Source organism: Pantoea sp. Morm, assembly GCF_016643525.1.
Classification (GTDB): domain Bacteria; phylum Pseudomonadota; class Gammaproteobacteria; order Enterobacterales; family Enterobacteriaceae; genus Pantoea; species Pantoea dispersa.
Map to the genome: position 1 here is coordinate 24,273 of NZ_VOQX01000049.1, position 13,300 is coordinate 37,572.

General features: G+C 59.3%; 14 protein-coding genes and 2 pseudogenes. 6 read left to right on the plus strand and 10 right to left on the minus strand.

Annotated features, from left to right (window positions below; translation table 11 throughout):
- The first annotated feature begins 8 nt into the window (after positions 1 to 8).
- The gene (locus FT726_RS16900) at positions 9 to 779 is read left to right on the plus strand and encodes a 2OG-Fe(II) oxygenase (protein ID WP_088517383.1); all 771 of its coding nucleotides are present in this window, start codon (positions 9 to 11) and stop codon (positions 777 to 779) included.
- Here FT726_RS16900 and FT726_RS16905 read toward each other — a convergent pair.
- Both FT726_RS16905 and FT726_RS16910 read right to left on the minus strand, forming a co-directional pair.
- A complete protein-coding gene (locus FT726_RS16905) occupies positions 764 to 1,846 on the minus strand; it encodes a DUF2817 domain-containing protein (RefSeq protein ID WP_346303124.1) in 1,083 nt (360 codons plus the stop codon). The two genes, FT726_RS16900 and FT726_RS16905, sit on opposite strands and share 16 nt — an antisense overlap.
- Positions 1,847 to 1,884: 38 nt before the next feature.
- Positions 1,885 to 2,655, minus strand: coding sequence for a transporter substrate-binding domain-containing protein (locus FT726_RS16910; RefSeq protein ID WP_238562145.1), 771 nt, complete (start codon positions 2,653 to 2,655; stop codon positions 1,885 to 1,887).
- Positions 2,656 to 2,922: 267 nt separating this feature from the next.
- On the opposite strand from FT726_RS16910, the gene FT726_RS16915 reads away from it, so the two are divergent.
- Together FT726_RS16915 and FT726_RS16920 are read left to right on the plus strand one after the other, a co-directional pair.
- Entirely contained in the window at positions 2,923 to 3,597 is a 675-nt protein-coding gene (locus tag FT726_RS16915; RefSeq protein ID WP_282995504.1) for a heavy metal response regulator transcription factor, read from the plus strand.
- Complete coding sequence (locus tag FT726_RS16920; RefSeq protein ID WP_282995505.1) at positions 3,594 to 4,973, plus strand: heavy metal sensor histidine kinase; 1,380 nt, start codon at positions 3,594 to 3,596, stop codon at positions 4,971 to 4,973. Before FT726_RS16915 ends, FT726_RS16920 begins: the two co-directional genes overlap by 4 nt.
- Before the next feature lie 37 nt (positions 4,974 to 5,010).
- Here the strand turns inward: FT726_RS16920 and nfsB are convergent, their stop codons facing one another.
- Positions 5,011 to 5,664, minus strand: coding sequence for an oxygen-insensitive NAD(P)H nitroreductase (gene nfsB, locus FT726_RS16925; protein WP_058770319.1), 654 nt, complete (start codon positions 5,662 to 5,664; stop codon positions 5,011 to 5,013).
- A 104-nt stretch (positions 5,665 to 5,768) separates the two neighbouring features.
- The gene (locus FT726_RS16930; protein WP_141495863.1) at positions 5,769 to 6,770 is read right to left on the minus strand and encodes a zinc-binding alcohol dehydrogenase family protein; all 1,002 of its coding nucleotides are present in this window, start codon (positions 6,768 to 6,770) and stop codon (positions 5,769 to 5,771) included.
- Between the two features lie 136 nt (positions 6,771 to 6,906).
- Here FT726_RS16930 and FT726_RS16935 point away from each other — a divergent pair, with 136 nt between their 5' ends.
- The 3 genes from FT726_RS16935 to FT726_RS16945 all read left to right on the plus strand — a co-directional run bounded on the left by FT726_RS16935 (position 6,907) and on the right by FT726_RS16945 (position 8,978).
- Positions 6,907 to 7,824 (plus strand): LysR family transcriptional regulator, encoded by a 918-nt coding sequence (locus FT726_RS16935; RefSeq protein WP_088517387.1) that lies wholly within the window; start codon positions 6,907 to 6,909, stop codon positions 7,822 to 7,824.
- A gap of 499 nt (positions 7,825 to 8,323) precedes the next feature.
- Positions 8,324 to 8,695 carry a type II toxin-antitoxin system RelE/ParE family toxin gene (locus FT726_RS16940; RefSeq protein WP_058781070.1) on the plus strand — a complete coding sequence of 124 codons (372 nt, stop codon included), beginning with the start codon at positions 8,324 to 8,326 and terminating at the stop codon, positions 8,693 to 8,695.
- A complete protein-coding gene (locus tag FT726_RS16945) occupies positions 8,679 to 8,978 on the plus strand; it encodes a helix-turn-helix domain-containing protein (protein ID WP_021508926.1) in 300 nt (99 codons plus the stop codon). Before FT726_RS16940 ends, FT726_RS16945 begins: the two co-directional genes overlap by 17 nt.
- A 77-nt stretch (positions 8,979 to 9,055) precedes the next feature.
- On the opposite strand, the gene FT726_RS16950 is transcribed toward FT726_RS16945, so the two are convergent.
- The 6 genes and pseudogenes from FT726_RS16950 to FT726_RS16975 form a co-directional block, all read right to left on the minus strand.
- A complete protein-coding gene (locus FT726_RS16950) occupies positions 9,056 to 9,523 on the minus strand; it encodes a hypothetical protein (RefSeq protein ID WP_058759022.1) in 468 nt (155 codons plus the stop codon).
- Positions 9,524 to 9,708: 185 nt separating this feature from the next.
- A complete protein-coding gene (locus tag FT726_RS16955) occupies positions 9,709 to 10,632 on the minus strand; it encodes an ABC transporter substrate-binding protein (RefSeq protein ID WP_104187788.1) in 924 nt (307 codons plus the stop codon).
- Positions 10,633 to 10,647: 15 nt separating this feature from the next.
- A complete protein-coding gene (locus FT726_RS16960; RefSeq protein ID WP_125310233.1) occupies positions 10,648 to 11,382 on the minus strand; it encodes an ABC transporter permease in 735 nt (244 codons plus the stop codon).
- Positions 11,366 to 12,001 (minus strand): annotated as a pseudogene (locus FT726_RS16965) (ABC transporter ATP-binding protein); the annotation flags it as partial. The pseudogene FT726_RS16965 and the gene FT726_RS16960, both read right to left, overlap by 17 nt.
- Positions 12,002 to 12,078: 77 nt before the next feature.
- A complete protein-coding gene (locus FT726_RS16970; protein ID WP_125310231.1) occupies positions 12,079 to 13,047 on the minus strand; it encodes a HesA/MoeB/ThiF family protein in 969 nt (322 codons plus the stop codon).
- Between the two features lie 10 nt (positions 13,048 to 13,057).
- Positions 13,058 to 13,300: pseudogene (locus FT726_RS16975) on the minus strand (thiazole synthase); the annotation flags it as partial.

Below are 13,300 nucleotides of genomic sequence, written 5' to 3' on the forward strand. Positions count from 1 at the left end.
CCACCGCGATGTCTGCTTTGATTCGATTTGATTTGCACCCACTGGCCGACGCCGACTGGCGTCGGCACTGTCGCCAGCAGCTGGAGCAACACGGCGCGCTGGTGCTGCGTCAGTTTTTGCAACCGGCTGCGCTGCAGGCGATCGTGGCTGACGGACTGGCCCAGCGCCATCTGGCTTACCACACCGTCAGCAAGCACAACGTCTATCTGCTGAAGCCGGACGAGGCGTACCGTGCCGATCATCCGCGCAATCGTGACGTGATCAGCACTAAAGGCTGCATCACCGACGATGTGATTGCAGCGGAATCGCCGCTGCGTCAGCTGTACAATGACGAACTGTTTAAACGCTTTCTGTGTGATGTGCTGGACGAAGACGCGCTGTATCCGTATGCCGACCCGCTGTCGTCCATCAATCTGCATTACGCACCTGACGGTCAGGAACTCGGCTGGCATTTTGACAACTCCTCTTTCGCCATCACGCTGCTGGTGCAAAAACCGCGCGGCGGCGGTGTATTCGAGTATGTGAAAGATTTGCGCGATGCGGATGCCGGCGAGATGAACTACGACGGCGTCGCCGCCGTGCTCGATCAGCGCCAGCCGGTTGAGGCGCTGGAGATCGATGCCGGCGATCTGGTGCTGTTTCGCGGCCGCAATTCGCTGCACCGCGTGACACCCACCGAAGGTGATGTTACGCGCATGCTGGCGGTGCTGGCCTACAACACCCAGCCCGGTATCGCACTGTCCGAAACCGCGCGCATGACCTTTTACGGCCGGTTGTAAGCCACCAGCCCGCGCCAGCCGCGCAGGAAAATTTGTTGGGTACGAAACGCAGTTAAGGCGCGCCAGTCCTCATCGGCGGGCCAGAACCCCTCCACCAGCTGCTGCTTCAGCGCGCGTCCGGTGTGGCTTGCCGGATCGTCCTGCAGATGCAGCCAGTGATCGTCGCGCACCCGGCGGTGCATCTCTTCGCCCGGATAAGTGCCACACTCCACCACCAATGGCAGCAGCTGCGTGTCAGGCAGCGAGGTCAGCAGAAACTGCGAGACATAGCCGGTGGCGGTCGCCGTGACGCCAGTGTCGCTGTCGCGCCCGCTGCCGGTGAACAGCAGCGTCAGCCACTCATCGTATAAGCTTTTGCCCCAGTGATGCGCCGGATAGCGCTGCTCCGCAATCGCCAGCAGCATCGGATGGCCCCACGCGCCGGCACCGGTGTGCAGGTCGAAACTCAGGATGACCTGCGCCTGACGCAGGTGCTGTTCGACGATGGCGTGCAGCGTGCGGTGCGACCAGGCCGGCTGCTGCCCGCCATAAAACAGGCCATCTGCTGCCTGATATTGGCCCGCTTCCACCACCCGTTTTAGCGCCGGCCAGCCTGACTGCTGCAGTGTCTCCGCCAGCAGCCGATCGGCATGTGCGCGGTCGCCCTGATACAGATCGTGCCATAGCGCATAGTGCGGATTAGCGGGTGCGGGCTGGCTGAAATCGATGAAATTCCGGTTGAGATCGATATTGTCTTCATTGACGCGCCGCAGATGCGCAGCGCCCCATGGATTCAGCAGATGGACCAGCACAAGGGCGCAGTCGGGCGGTAACGCGGCGACATCGAAGCTATCAAGCCAGGCGATCTGGCTGTCTGAACCGTAATAGCCCTCCACACCGTGTGTGCCGGAGAGAATCAGCATGCGTTTGGGAGCCGCCGGATCGCCGATCACCGCAACGTCGGTGTACAGCGCGGCCCCGTCGGGCGCGGTCAGCGGATGGCGATAGGCAGTCAGCGCGCCGTGCTGGCGCGTGACGGCGGCCAGGAATCGCGCCCGCTGATGGGTATAATCAGGGAGTAAAGACATGATTTTCCTGTGCGTAATGAAGGCAAATCGCCCTGCGATTAGGGATAAACCTTAACTTTAAAGTACTTCTGCGCCAGCCGGTCGTAAGTGCCGTTGCTGTGCAGCGCAGCCAGCGCATTGTTGATTAAAGTAAGATTGGCCGTATCGCCTTTACGCAGCCCGATACCTACGCCGTTCCCCAATAATGCTTTATCCACCAGCGTGGCTTTATTGACATAACCCTTGCCTTCCGGCGTGTTGAGAAAGCCCTGCTCGGCCGAAACCGCATTCGCCAGGCTGGCATCGAGTCGACCCGCTACCAGATCCGGATAGATCTCCATCTGATTCGGATACGAGACCACGTTGACGCCCTGCGGAGCCCATTTCGTTTTGGCGTAGGTTTCCTGAATGGTGCCCTGCGCGACGCCGATATTCTTCCCGCGCAGCGTGCTGATGTCCGCCGTCAGCGTGCTGTTGGCAGGCGTCAGCAGCGCGCTGGGCGTGATATACAGCATATCGCTGAACGCCACCTGCTCGCGGCGCTTCTCCGTCATCGACATCGCCGACAGAATGGCGTCAAATTTCTTCGCCTGCAGCGCCGGAATGCTGCCGTCAAAGCCAATCTGCACCCACTGACATTTCACTTTGGCCTGCGCACAGATGGCATTGCCCAGATCAATATCAAAACCCTGCAGCGAGCCATCGCTGGCTTTGGATTCGAACGGTGGAAAAGTGGGATCGACGCCGAAACGCAGCGTCTGCTGCGCCGCAGCCAGTTGGCTGAGGGCGCTGAGTGACAACAGTAAGGCAAAAGACCAAGGCTTTTTCATGATGCTCTCCGGCAGGCTATCTCACAGGTTTTAACCTTGTAATAACACGATGCCGCTGACGCCACCATTAAAAGCGCGCAAAAATGCAGAGCAAATTCTTATATATGTTAATGATTTAGCGAAATTTGTCGCGCCATTAAGTTTTACTTAACGCTCTGTCATGATTTTGTCATCAGGGGCTCATGCCGCTGTCAGCCTCGGTTTTCTATGCTAACCCGCGTTATACTACCCGCCATCAGCAAGCGGCCGCCACTACCGGGAGATCGCATGAAAATTTTGGTGATAGAAGATGAAGCCGGGGCGCGTGATTACATGCGCAAAGGATTGACCGAGGCCGGTTTTATCGTCGACGTGGCGGAAAACGGTCAGGATGGCCTGTTTTATGCGCAGGAGCACCATTACGATCTGATTCTGCTGGATGTGATGATGCCCGGCATCAATGGCTGGGAGGTGATGGCGCAGCTGGATAAGCAATTGCAAACGCCGGTGATTTTCCTCACCGCCAAAGGCACGGTGGAAGATCGCATCAAAGGGCTGGAGCTGGGTGCCGATGACTATCTGGTCAAGCCCTTCTCCTTCGCCGAACTGCTGGCGCGCGTGCGCACCCAATTGCGGCGCGGTAGCCAGCAAAAGCTGCCCGACATCCTGACGCTGGCCGATCTGCAGCTGGATATTGCCCGTCGCCGGGTCGAGCGCGCCGGACAGCGCATCGACCTGACCAACAAAGAGTTCAATCTGCTGCGTCTGTTTCTGCTGCATCCCGGCGAAGTACTGACACGCACGGTGATTGCGTCGCGCGTCTGGGATATGAATTTTGACAGCGACACCAACGTAGTGGATGTGGCGGTAAAACGGCTGCGGCAGAAAATTGACGGCCCTTTTACCCGACCATTAATTCATACCGTGCACGGTGTCGGTTATCGCTGCGAAGCTGAAACATGAAACCCCGCTCGCTCGCCGTCCGCCTTTCGCTACTGCTCAGTGCTACGGTGGTGGTCATTTTTACACTCAGCGGCATGGCGCTGTATCACGCACTGGCAAAGCAGATCGGCGTGCGCGATGACGCAGCCCTGCTGACGCGCATCGATCAAATGCGCACGCTGCTGCGCGATGAAGATGCGCTGACGCTGATTCAGCAAAAGCCGCGGCTGTTCGCCAACATGCTGGGCAATACCGAATCGTTGCTGGTGCTGCGCTTTCCCGGCCAGCCGCCGCTGATCGTGATCAACCCCGGCGGGCGTCCGGTGCCAGCCATTACGCCGGTCGCCGCCGATCAGCCGTTAACCCTGCAATCGGTCCATCACCAGAAGGCGGCGGACGGCACACCGTTTATTGCCGCCGCCGCGTTAACGCCAACGCGCGATGGCAGCGGCCAGATCGAAATCATCACCGGTCGCCTGATGAGCGACCGCACGCAAACCCTCACCGGCTATCGCCACCAGATTATCCTGTGCACCGCGCTGGCGGCGCTGCTGGTCGCCGCGATCAGTGTGCTGCTGGTGCGCCGCGGTCTGACGCCGCTGCGCCGGCTGGCGGCGGAAGCTGGGGTGATCGACGTGCGGCGGCTGTCGCATCGCATTGAACTGACCAGCGCGCCAGGCGAGCTGCAACCGCTGCTGGCGGCGCTCAACCAGATGCTGAGCCGGCTGGAGCAAGGTTATCAGCAACTTAGCCAGGTCTCAGCGGACATGGCACACGATCTGCGCACGCCGATTGGCACGCTGCTTGGCCAGACGGAAGTGGCGCTGAACCAGCCGCGCAGCGTCAATGAGTATCAAACGCTGCTGGGTTCCAATTATGCCGAGCTGGAGCGGCTGGCGAAGATGATTGATAACATGCTGTTTCTCGCCAAAGCCGCAGACGCCAGCCAGGCGCTGGACAGACAACGTATCGATCTGACACCGCTGGGTGAGCGGTTGAGTGACTATTTTGAGGGCATGGCGGAAGAGCATGGCATGCAGCTTGTCATCTCGCTTCACGGCGAGTTGCACGCCGATCCGCAGTTGTTACAGCGTGCGCTGGCTAATCTGATCGCTAACGCGCTGCATTACGGCACGCGCGACGGCACCATTCACGTCTCCAGCATGATGCAGCCAGACGCCATGCTTTTGGTGGTGGAAAATCAGGGGCCGACGCTAAGTCAGGCGCAGCAGGCACGCCTGTTTGACCGCTTCTGGCGCGCCGATGCGTCACGCCAGCAGGGCGGTAGCGGACTGGGTCTGTCGATCGTGCGCGGGATCATGCAACTGCATCAGGGCAGTTGCACGGTGAGCAGCGAACACGGCATCACCCGTTTCTGCCTGCGGTTCCCACGTTGAGCGCGCAGGTGCGCAGGTGCGCACCTGGTTAAGTCCCTTAGATAAAGGTAAAGATTTCGTCCTGCGGCAGACGCGATTTCGGCAGCGTGGCGTTGAAATCTTCCTCACTGCGATAGCCAAGCGAAACCAGCACCACGCTGGTAAAGCCCTGTTCTCGCAGGCCCAGCGCCTGGTCAAGTGCGCGCGCATCAAAGCCTTCCATCGGGGTGGCATCAATGCCGAGCATCGCTGCGCCCAGTAACAGTCCGCCCAGCGCCAGATAGACCTGTTTCTCCATCCACTGCGGCACGTCGCGCAGCTCATAACGGTGCATATCCACGTAGCTGCGGCGGCTCTTATCCTGCCCGGCTTTGGCTTCGGGTTTGGCAAAACGCCCGTCTTTCTCTTCCTGCGCCAGCACGTTTTGCAGGTGCGCTTCATCCAGATCGGTGCGCATGCACAGCGCAATCACGTGTGAGGCGTTCAGCACTTTAGGATTGTTGTAAATGAACGCGCCACTGGTGGATTGCGCCATCTTTTCCCGCCCTTCCGCAGTCGACGCGACAACAAAGTGCCACGGCTGCGAGTTAACCGATGACGGGCTGTTGCGCAGCAGGTTAAGCAGCGTGTCGATCTCCTGCTGCGGCAGCGTTTTGCCCGCAGAGAAAGCTTTTACGGTGTGACGGCGGGCAACCGCATCATTAAGGGTCATGAGAGTCTCCTGATTGAAGATTGCGCCGGAGCGCAGATAAATAGCAAAGTCGCTACCATAACCGCCCGGGCTGACGGACGGTTAACCTTACGTGTTTTAATGACTTAAAAGCCGCTGAGGACAATCTTGCCGCGTGCGCGACCGCTCTCAATCAACGCATGCGCTTTACGCAGGTTGGCCGCGCTGATGCTGCCGTGATGCTCGCCAGCGGTGGTCTGCAGGGTTTGATCGTCAATCAGCTGACTCACCTGCTGCAGAATCTGATGCTGGCGCTGCATATCGGCGGTATGGAACAGCGAGCGGGTAAACATCAGTTCCCAGTGCAGCGAGATGGCTTTGCGCTTCAGCGGCACCGCATCCAGGGTTTCCGGATCGTCAATCAGCGCCAGTTTGCCCTGCGGAGCCAGCACATCGATCAACTGCGGATAGTAGCTGTCGGTATGGGTCAGTGAGGCCACGTAGCGCACCTCTTTATGGCCAATCGCTGCCAGCTGATCACCCAGCGGACGCTGGTGATCGATAACATGATGGGCACCCAGCGAGCGCACCCAGTCGGCGGTTTCCGGGCGAGAGGCGGTACCAATGACCGTCAGTCGGGTCAGTTTGCGCGCCAGCTGCGTCAGCATCGAACCCACGCCGCCGCCCGCGCCGATGATCAGCAATGTGCCTTCGTCGGCAGCATCAATTTCCAGGCGATCAAACAGCAGTTCCCACGCGGTGAGTGATGTCAGCGGCAGCGCGGCGGCATCGGCGTCGCTCAGCGTGCGCGGCTTGAGTCCGGCGATGCGTTCATCCACCAGTCCGTACTCGGCATAGCTGCCAGCGCGTGTGATGTCGCCGGCGTAGTAAACTTCATCGCCGGGCTGAAACAGTGTGACATCGCTGCCCACCGCCTCGACCACGCCCACCGCATCCCAGCCGAGAATGCGCGGCGTGTCTGTCGGAGCGCCAGCGCGCACTTTGGTATCAACCGGGTTAACCGCAATCGCACTGATTTTTACCAGCAGATCGCGTGCGCCTGGCTGCGGTTTCGCCACGTCCAGTTCATATAACGCATTTTCATCTGAAATCGGTAAACCGTTTTGGCTATAAACAATCGCTTTCATGCAACAGGCTCCAGGTGAGTGAATATTTTCAGGGTGTTGACAGCAGCATAGCCAGACATCGCACCGGGAAAAATGCCTGTTGCAGGACAACACTTTCACTCGTAGAGTGAAAATCCCGATAATGGCGAGAACGTCGATGATTCGTTTAGAAGATGTCACCCTGTTTGTGCGCTCTGCCGCGCTGGGCAGCTTTTCCCGCGCAGCGCGCGAAGCCAACCTGCTGCCCGGTCAGGTCAGCGCCGCCATTCAGCGGCTGGAGCGCGATCTCGATCGCCGCCTGTTTGCGCGATCGACGCGCAGCCTGCGTTTAACGGCGGAAGGCGAAAAGTATCTGCCGTTCGCGCAGGAGATGCTGGCGCTAATGCACGCCGGTGCAGAAAGCCTGCAAAGCCACGACGATGCCCTGAGCGGCGAGCTGAAAATCGCTCTGCCGTCTGATATCGGCCGCCATATTATTCTGCCGCTGCTGACAGAATTTTGCCGGGCGCATCCGGCGCTCGGGCTGCGTCTCTCGTTTTCCGATCAGGTGAGTGACGTGTTCCGCGATCCGGTGGATATCGCTATTCGCTACGGTAAGCTGGAGGACAGCAGCTATGTCGCGCTACCGCTGGCGGAAGAAAACCGCCGTGTGATGGTCGCCGCACCCGATTATCTCGATCGACATGGCCGTCCGGAAAAACTCGAGGATCTGGCACAGCATCACTGTCTGCCGTTTGTCATGGGCGGCCACGTGTATGATAAATGGACCTTTCCGCAGGAAGGGATGCGGCGGCAAATCACGGTGAAAAGCCGGCTGCTGTGCGACGACGCTGAAGTGGCGCGCCGCTGGGCGATTGCCGGAATGGGGATTGCTTATAAATCCTGGCTTGATGTCTGCAACGATATCAGACACGGCCGGCTGGAACGGGTGCTGCCGCAGCTGCCAGGCGAAAGCACGCCGCTGCATTTAATCTGCCCGCATCGCAAACAATTTTCGCCGGCGATTCGCGCTTTACATCAATTACTGCGTGAACATTTACGCACTCTGACAGCGCAAATCTTACCGGCAATTTAATCTCACCGCTGCGCCTCGACGCCATCAGCCACGCAATCCGGGCCAGCCATCAGGCGAATGCCTCTGCGATTTATCTTTAAAATTAAGGACGCGCGGCCGCAAGCGGATGAAATGCTGCGCCTTCTGAACCCGCGCATGAAAACGCAGCCGTCCGGCACCTCTGATAACCGTGGCACAGCATAGTAATCTTATTCTTAACAGGTAATATTTAACGTTACTTCACTGTATTCACGTTAATTATTCAGGACTGATGATGTCTCAACCCAAAGCGATGTCCGTTAATGCTCTCACCCACATTATCCTGTTCTTCCTGGTCATCAACGCCATTGATGTCGTCTATGCGTTGATGCACTGATGGCTTATTGCGCTGCGCTTTACCGCTGTTTTTGCGAGCCAGATTCGAAAGATGAGATAAATTCCCCGTCACGGATTTTTTAATCCGTGAGCCTTGATAGACTGCAGACGATAAAATAGACTACAGACTATCAAGGATGGCATCGTGTGGCAGGTTGAAGCAACAGATCGGTTTTGGAAATGGTTGCAGGCTCAGGATGAAGCGTTGCGTCTCGACGTACTTGCCGCCCTGAAGCTTCTGGCGCAGGACGGTCCGCACCTCGGCCGCCCTTTCGTTGATACCCTGATGTTATCGCGGGTGCCCAATATGAAAGAGCTTCGCGTGCAAAGTAAAGGTCGTCCTATCCGCAGCTTTTTTGTTTTCGATCCGCGCCGCCATGCAATTGTGCTGTGTGCCGGCAACAAACAGGGTAAAAATCAGAAGCGTTTCTATCAGCAGATGCTTCACATTGCCGAAACCGAATACCATCATCATCTGAACGCAATCGGGGAAACTCATAATGAAAACCTTGGATGAGATGCTGGCGGCGCTGACGCCCGAACAGCAACATCAGGTCGATGAACGCGTCAGCCAGATGCGTCTGGAATACCAGCTTTATCAATTACGTGAGCAGATGCAGCGGACTCAGCGTCAGCAAGCGCAGGCCATGCACATTGCCCAGTCATCTGTGGCGGCGATGGAAGCGCGTGGTGCAGAGTTAAAAATTTCCACGCTGAAGCGCTACATTGAGGCGCTGGGTGGAGAGCTGACGCTGGGTGTAAAGATGCCGGGTGGCCAGCATGTTGACTTAATTATCTGACCGTTCAGGCAGAGCGTATTACGCCCTGCCCCAGACTTCGATCAACGGTGCCGACACCTGGCCCGCACCGCAGTCAATCAGGAGTTGTTTGGCGTGGCAGCGCTTTCGCTGAACTGCGGTTTTTGCCGCGTAACGGAGTAGACCACGTTTTTCGGGCCATTGGTGTCTGTGGTGACATCGACCGCAGGAATGGTCACTTTGCCAAAACCAAACAGTGTTTGCACGTAGCCGCCAATCTGGTGTTTACCGGCCGGAACGCGGAGCTCTTTACTCTCGCCCTTTTGCAGCAGTCCGGCTTCCTGCCCATCCACCGTCACGTACACGGATGAGCCATCGTCGGTGCGCGTCACCAGATGGGAGACATTGATAACGGTCGGTCCGCTGGCAAACGGCGAAGCGCTGTCGTTGTTTTCGACCGGAGCGGAAGCAGTAGCCGGGGCTTCTGCGGCGGCAGCATCAGCGCTGCTGTCGCTGGCAGCATGACGCGCGCAGCCGGTGAGCAGGAGTGTGGCCGTTAACGTGGCCAGTGTGAAACGCGAAAACATCGTGACGAAAAACCTTCTGCTAAATGAGAAGTATTTATTTTAGCGTTACCCGCGCAGTGATAACAGTCACAGAAATCCAGTATTTTCCGAAAACCGGGGATGCGGGTCTTCGTTTGTCCCCCGGCCGCACACAATGTCAACGCGCGCCGTTCTCCCGGCCCGGGAAAACGGCGCAAGCGGATGGATTACAGTGAATAGCGCGCCAGCGGCGCCACGGTGGTGATCAGCCCGTTGGCTTTCATATATTCACCAAATGCCTGATAACGCGCCTGATTGAATTCCGCACTGTGCGTTGCAAAATAAGGCAGCGTCGCCTGCCAGGCCTGATGATTGAGCGGCGTATCCAGTTCAGGGTAACGCTTAATGAACGCCTGCCACGCCTGTTGCGGGTGAGCGCGCAGCCAGGCGATGCCCGCATCCAGCCCACGCAGAAATGCCGGGATGCGAGGATCGTTTGCCGCTGTGTTGCTGTTGGCCAGAATGATCAACTCATCGTAGGCCGGCACGCCGTAATCTTCCGGTTTAAACGACACCGGCTTTGCGCCTTTGTCCTGCAAATCCAGCAGCTCGTAGTTACGGAAAATGGTCAGCGCGCCGTCAATTTTATGCGTCAGCAGCGCGGAGACGGCGTCCATATTCAGATTGACCAGTTTCACGCTGTTAACGTCGACGCCCTGCGATTTCAGCATGTTGCGGATAGCCACATCTTCCGCGCCGGGAATCGCATAGCCAATCGATTTACCGGCGAAGTCTTTAATACTGTGAATATCGCCCGATACCGCTGTCAGGGTGTTCAGCGGCTGGTTAATCAGCGTACCAACCCGGATCACCGGCACCTGCTTGTCCACCAGCGTATAGAGCTGAGGCTGATAGCTAATCGCCAGATCCGCTTTGCCTGCCGCCAGCAACAGCGGTACCGACGCGGAATCCGCCGGTGCGATCATGTCGACATCCAGCCCCTGCTGTTTAAACGCCCCGCTGTACTGAGCGGCAAAGATCGCCGCGTGGTTAGGATTTATGAACCAGTCGAGCAGCAAACGCACTTTTTCTGCCGCCTGTGCGTTAACGGTGACCAGCAGCAAGAGCACGGTAATAGTACGACGCAACATTTTCACTCAAGATCCTTAATATGATTGCCAGAGAAATTTTTTACGCACCAGCGCCACCGCCGCTGAGAGCAGCAGCGCCAGGCTCATTAACAGCAGCAGCGCGGCAAAACTGGTTGCCGTTTCCAGCCGCGCGTTGGATTGCATCATCAGGTAGCCCAGCCCTTCGCTGGCACCGACCCACTCGCCGATCACCACCCCAATCGGTGCCAGCACCACCGCCATCTGCAGGCCGGCGAAAAACTGCGGCAGCGCGGCCGGCCAGCGCACGCACCAGAAAATGCGCCAGCGCGAGGGATACAGCGTTTGCGCCAGCTCCAGCCAGCCGGCAGGCGTACGACACAAGCCATCGAACAGCGACAGGCACAGCGGGAAAAACAAAATCAGCGCCGCCACCACCACTTTTGACGCGATGCCAAACCCCAGCCACAGCACCAGTAGCGGCGCCAGCGCAAAGACCGGGATGGTCTGGCTGGCCGTCACCAGCGGAAACAACACCCGCCGCAGTAGCGGGCTGGAGGCCATCAGCACCGCCAGTACCACACCGCTGCCGACGCCCAGCAGCAGCGCCAGCACGATTTCTGCCAGCGTGAACATTGCGTGATGCGCGAGCAGTTGGCGCTTTTGCCACAGAGCCTCCAGCACCGATTGCGGCGCGGGCAGCAGAAATGCCGGAACGCCGTTGTGCCGCGCCAGCAGCCACACGCCCAGCACTACCGCGATCAGGTAGACAGCACTACTCAGTTTTTTCATAGGAATTCAGTCGGGAAAAGAGCTCGGCCTGCGCCTGCAGCAGTCCGGCATCATTGAGCGCCCGCGGCACCGTACCTGCTGGCACAGGCCAGTGCGTCACCTGCAGCGGCTGGCCGTGCAACAGCAGAATGTCATCGGCCATACGGCAGGCTTCCAGCGGATCGTGGGTCACCAGCAGCACCGTTTTGCCGCGCAGCAGCGTCGCGGTCAGCGTTTGCAGCTGGTGTTTGGTCATCACATCCAGCGTGGCGAACGGCTCATCCATCAGCACCAGCTCGCGCTGCGCATACAGCGTGCGCGCCAGCGCGACCCGCTGCCGCATGCCACCCGAGAGCTGTGAGGGCGCGGCTTGCGCCTCGTCTTCCAGTCCCACCTGCGCCAGCAAATGGTGCGCCCGCACGCGGTCCGGCTTCGCACCGCTCAGACGCGCCGTCAGCATCACGTTCTCCAGCACCGTCAGCCACGGATAGAGCAGATCCTGCTGCCCCATCCATGCCACGTGCTGCGCAATACCGCTCAGGCTGCCCTGCTGCGGCTGCACTAAGCCGGCCACCAGACGCAGCAGCGTGCTTTTACCAATGCCGCTGCAGCCCAGCAACACCGTGGTTTTGCCGCCGCGCAGTTGCAGATTGAGCCGATCGCACAGCTGTTTTTCGCCCCAGGCAAAGCTCACCTGGTCAAAGCGGATGTCCTGCGTCATGGCCGGCGCGCCGCCAGAATCGCCAGCTGATTAAAGCCGCGCTGCGCCAGCGCGCTGGCCGCCTGCGCCGCGCGGATGCCGCTGGCGCAGACCAGTACGATGCGGCGATCCGCCGGTGGCTGCCAGGCGTCCAGTTCGTGCGGCAGCACGCGCTCAACCCGTTCAGCCACGCTGGCGGGCGCCTCTGCGCAGCTGCGCAGCTCCACAATGCAGTCTCCGGGTTGTAACAGGTGAGCATCAATAAACGGCACGCCGGGCTGGGCCGGTTCCTGCGCCGCATCAAAGCGGAACGAACGAAAGTGCCATCTGACGAAGTCACAGTTGACCATGCAACCGAGCGGTGAGGGTTGCAGGCCGAGCAGTACGCTGAGCGCCATCTGCGCCTGCATCGCCCCCAGCGCCGCCACGGCTGGCCCCATCACGCCGGCGGTGTTGCAGTTAGCCGCGGAGGCGGGCAGCTGCGGAAACAGCGCACGATAACTCGGCGCGCCGCCGCAAAAACCGCCAGCATAGCCCTGACGACCCAGCACCGAGGCGCTGATCAGCGGTATGCCTGCCTGGAAACAGGCATCCGACAGTTGGTAAGTCACCGCGAAGTTATCGGCGGCATCAATCACCAGATCGCACCCCGCCAGCGCCTGCGCGATATTGCTGGCGCTCAGCGCCTCGGGCATAGCTTCGATTTGCACCTCAGGATTGCGCTGCTGCAAAGCCTGCTGCGCCGCCACAGCTTTGCTGCGACCCACATCCTGCAGGGTGAATAGCGTCTGGCGATGCAGGTTATGCAGCGCGACCCGATCGTCATCATATACACACAGCTGACCGATACCCGCGCCCGTCAGCTGAGGCAGCAGCGTGGCAGCCAGGCCACCGGCACCGGCGACCAGCACGCGAGCGCGAGCTAGTTTCTGCTGCCCGACCACGCCAATTTCCGGCAGCATCATCTGGCGTTGATAGCGTTCCATTGCATGCTCCTTAGTTCAGGTTAGCGAGGCCGAAGATCGGCGTTGAGGCCACGGCCATATCACGCTTTTCCATCAGCCCGGCCTCGCGCGCGCCCTGCCCGGCGGCGATCGCCTGGCTGAACGCGCGCGCCATCGCCACCGGATCGCCCGCTTTCGCCACGGCGGTATTGAGCAGGATGGCATCGAAGCCCATCTCCATAGCCTGCGCTGCCTGTGAGGGCGCGCCGATGCCGGCATCAATGATCAGTGGCAT

Coding starts and splice junctions, on each gene's coding strand:
- FT726_RS16900 (WP_088517383.1), top strand. CDS start 9: ATGTCTGCTTTGATTCGATTTGATTTGCACCCACTGGCCGACGCCGAC.
- FT726_RS16905 (WP_346303124.1), bottom strand. CDS start 1,846: ATGTCTTTACTCCCTGATTATACCCATCAGCGGGCGCGATTCCTGGCC.
- FT726_RS16910 (WP_238562145.1), bottom strand. CDS start 2,655: ATGAAAAAGCCTTGGTCTTTTGCCTTACTGTTGTCACTCAGCGCCCTC.
- FT726_RS16915 (WP_282995504.1), top strand. CDS start 2,923: ATGAAAATTTTGGTGATAGAAGATGAAGCCGGGGCGCGTGATTACATG.
- FT726_RS16920 (WP_282995505.1), top strand. CDS start 3,594: ATGAAACCCCGCTCGCTCGCCGTCCGCCTTTCGCTACTGCTCAGTGCT.
- nfsB (WP_058770319.1), bottom strand. CDS start 5,664: ATGACCCTTAATGATGCGGTTGCCCGCCGTCACACCGTAAAAGCTTTC.
- FT726_RS16930 (WP_141495863.1), bottom strand. CDS start 6,770: ATGAAAGCGATTGTTTATAGCCAAAACGGTTTACCGATTTCAGATGAA.
- FT726_RS16935 (WP_088517387.1), top strand. CDS start 6,907: ATGATTCGTTTAGAAGATGTCACCCTGTTTGTGCGCTCTGCCGCGCTG.
- FT726_RS16945 (WP_021508926.1), top strand. CDS start 8,679: ATGAAAACCTTGGATGAGATGCTGGCGGCGCTGACGCCCGAACAGCAA.
- FT726_RS16950 (WP_058759022.1), bottom strand. CDS start 9,523: ATGTTTTCGCGTTTCACACTGGCCACGTTAACGGCCACACTCCTGCTC.
- FT726_RS16955 (WP_104187788.1), bottom strand. CDS start 10,632: ATGTTGCGTCGTACTATTACCGTGCTCTTGCTGCTGGTCACCGTTAAC.
- FT726_RS16960 (WP_125310233.1), bottom strand. CDS start 11,382: ATGAAAAAACTGAGTAGTGCTGTCTACCTGATCGCGGTAGTGCTGGGC.
- FT726_RS16970 (WP_125310231.1), bottom strand. CDS start 13,047: ATGGAACGCTATCAACGCCAGATGATGCTGCCGGAAATTGGCGTGGTC.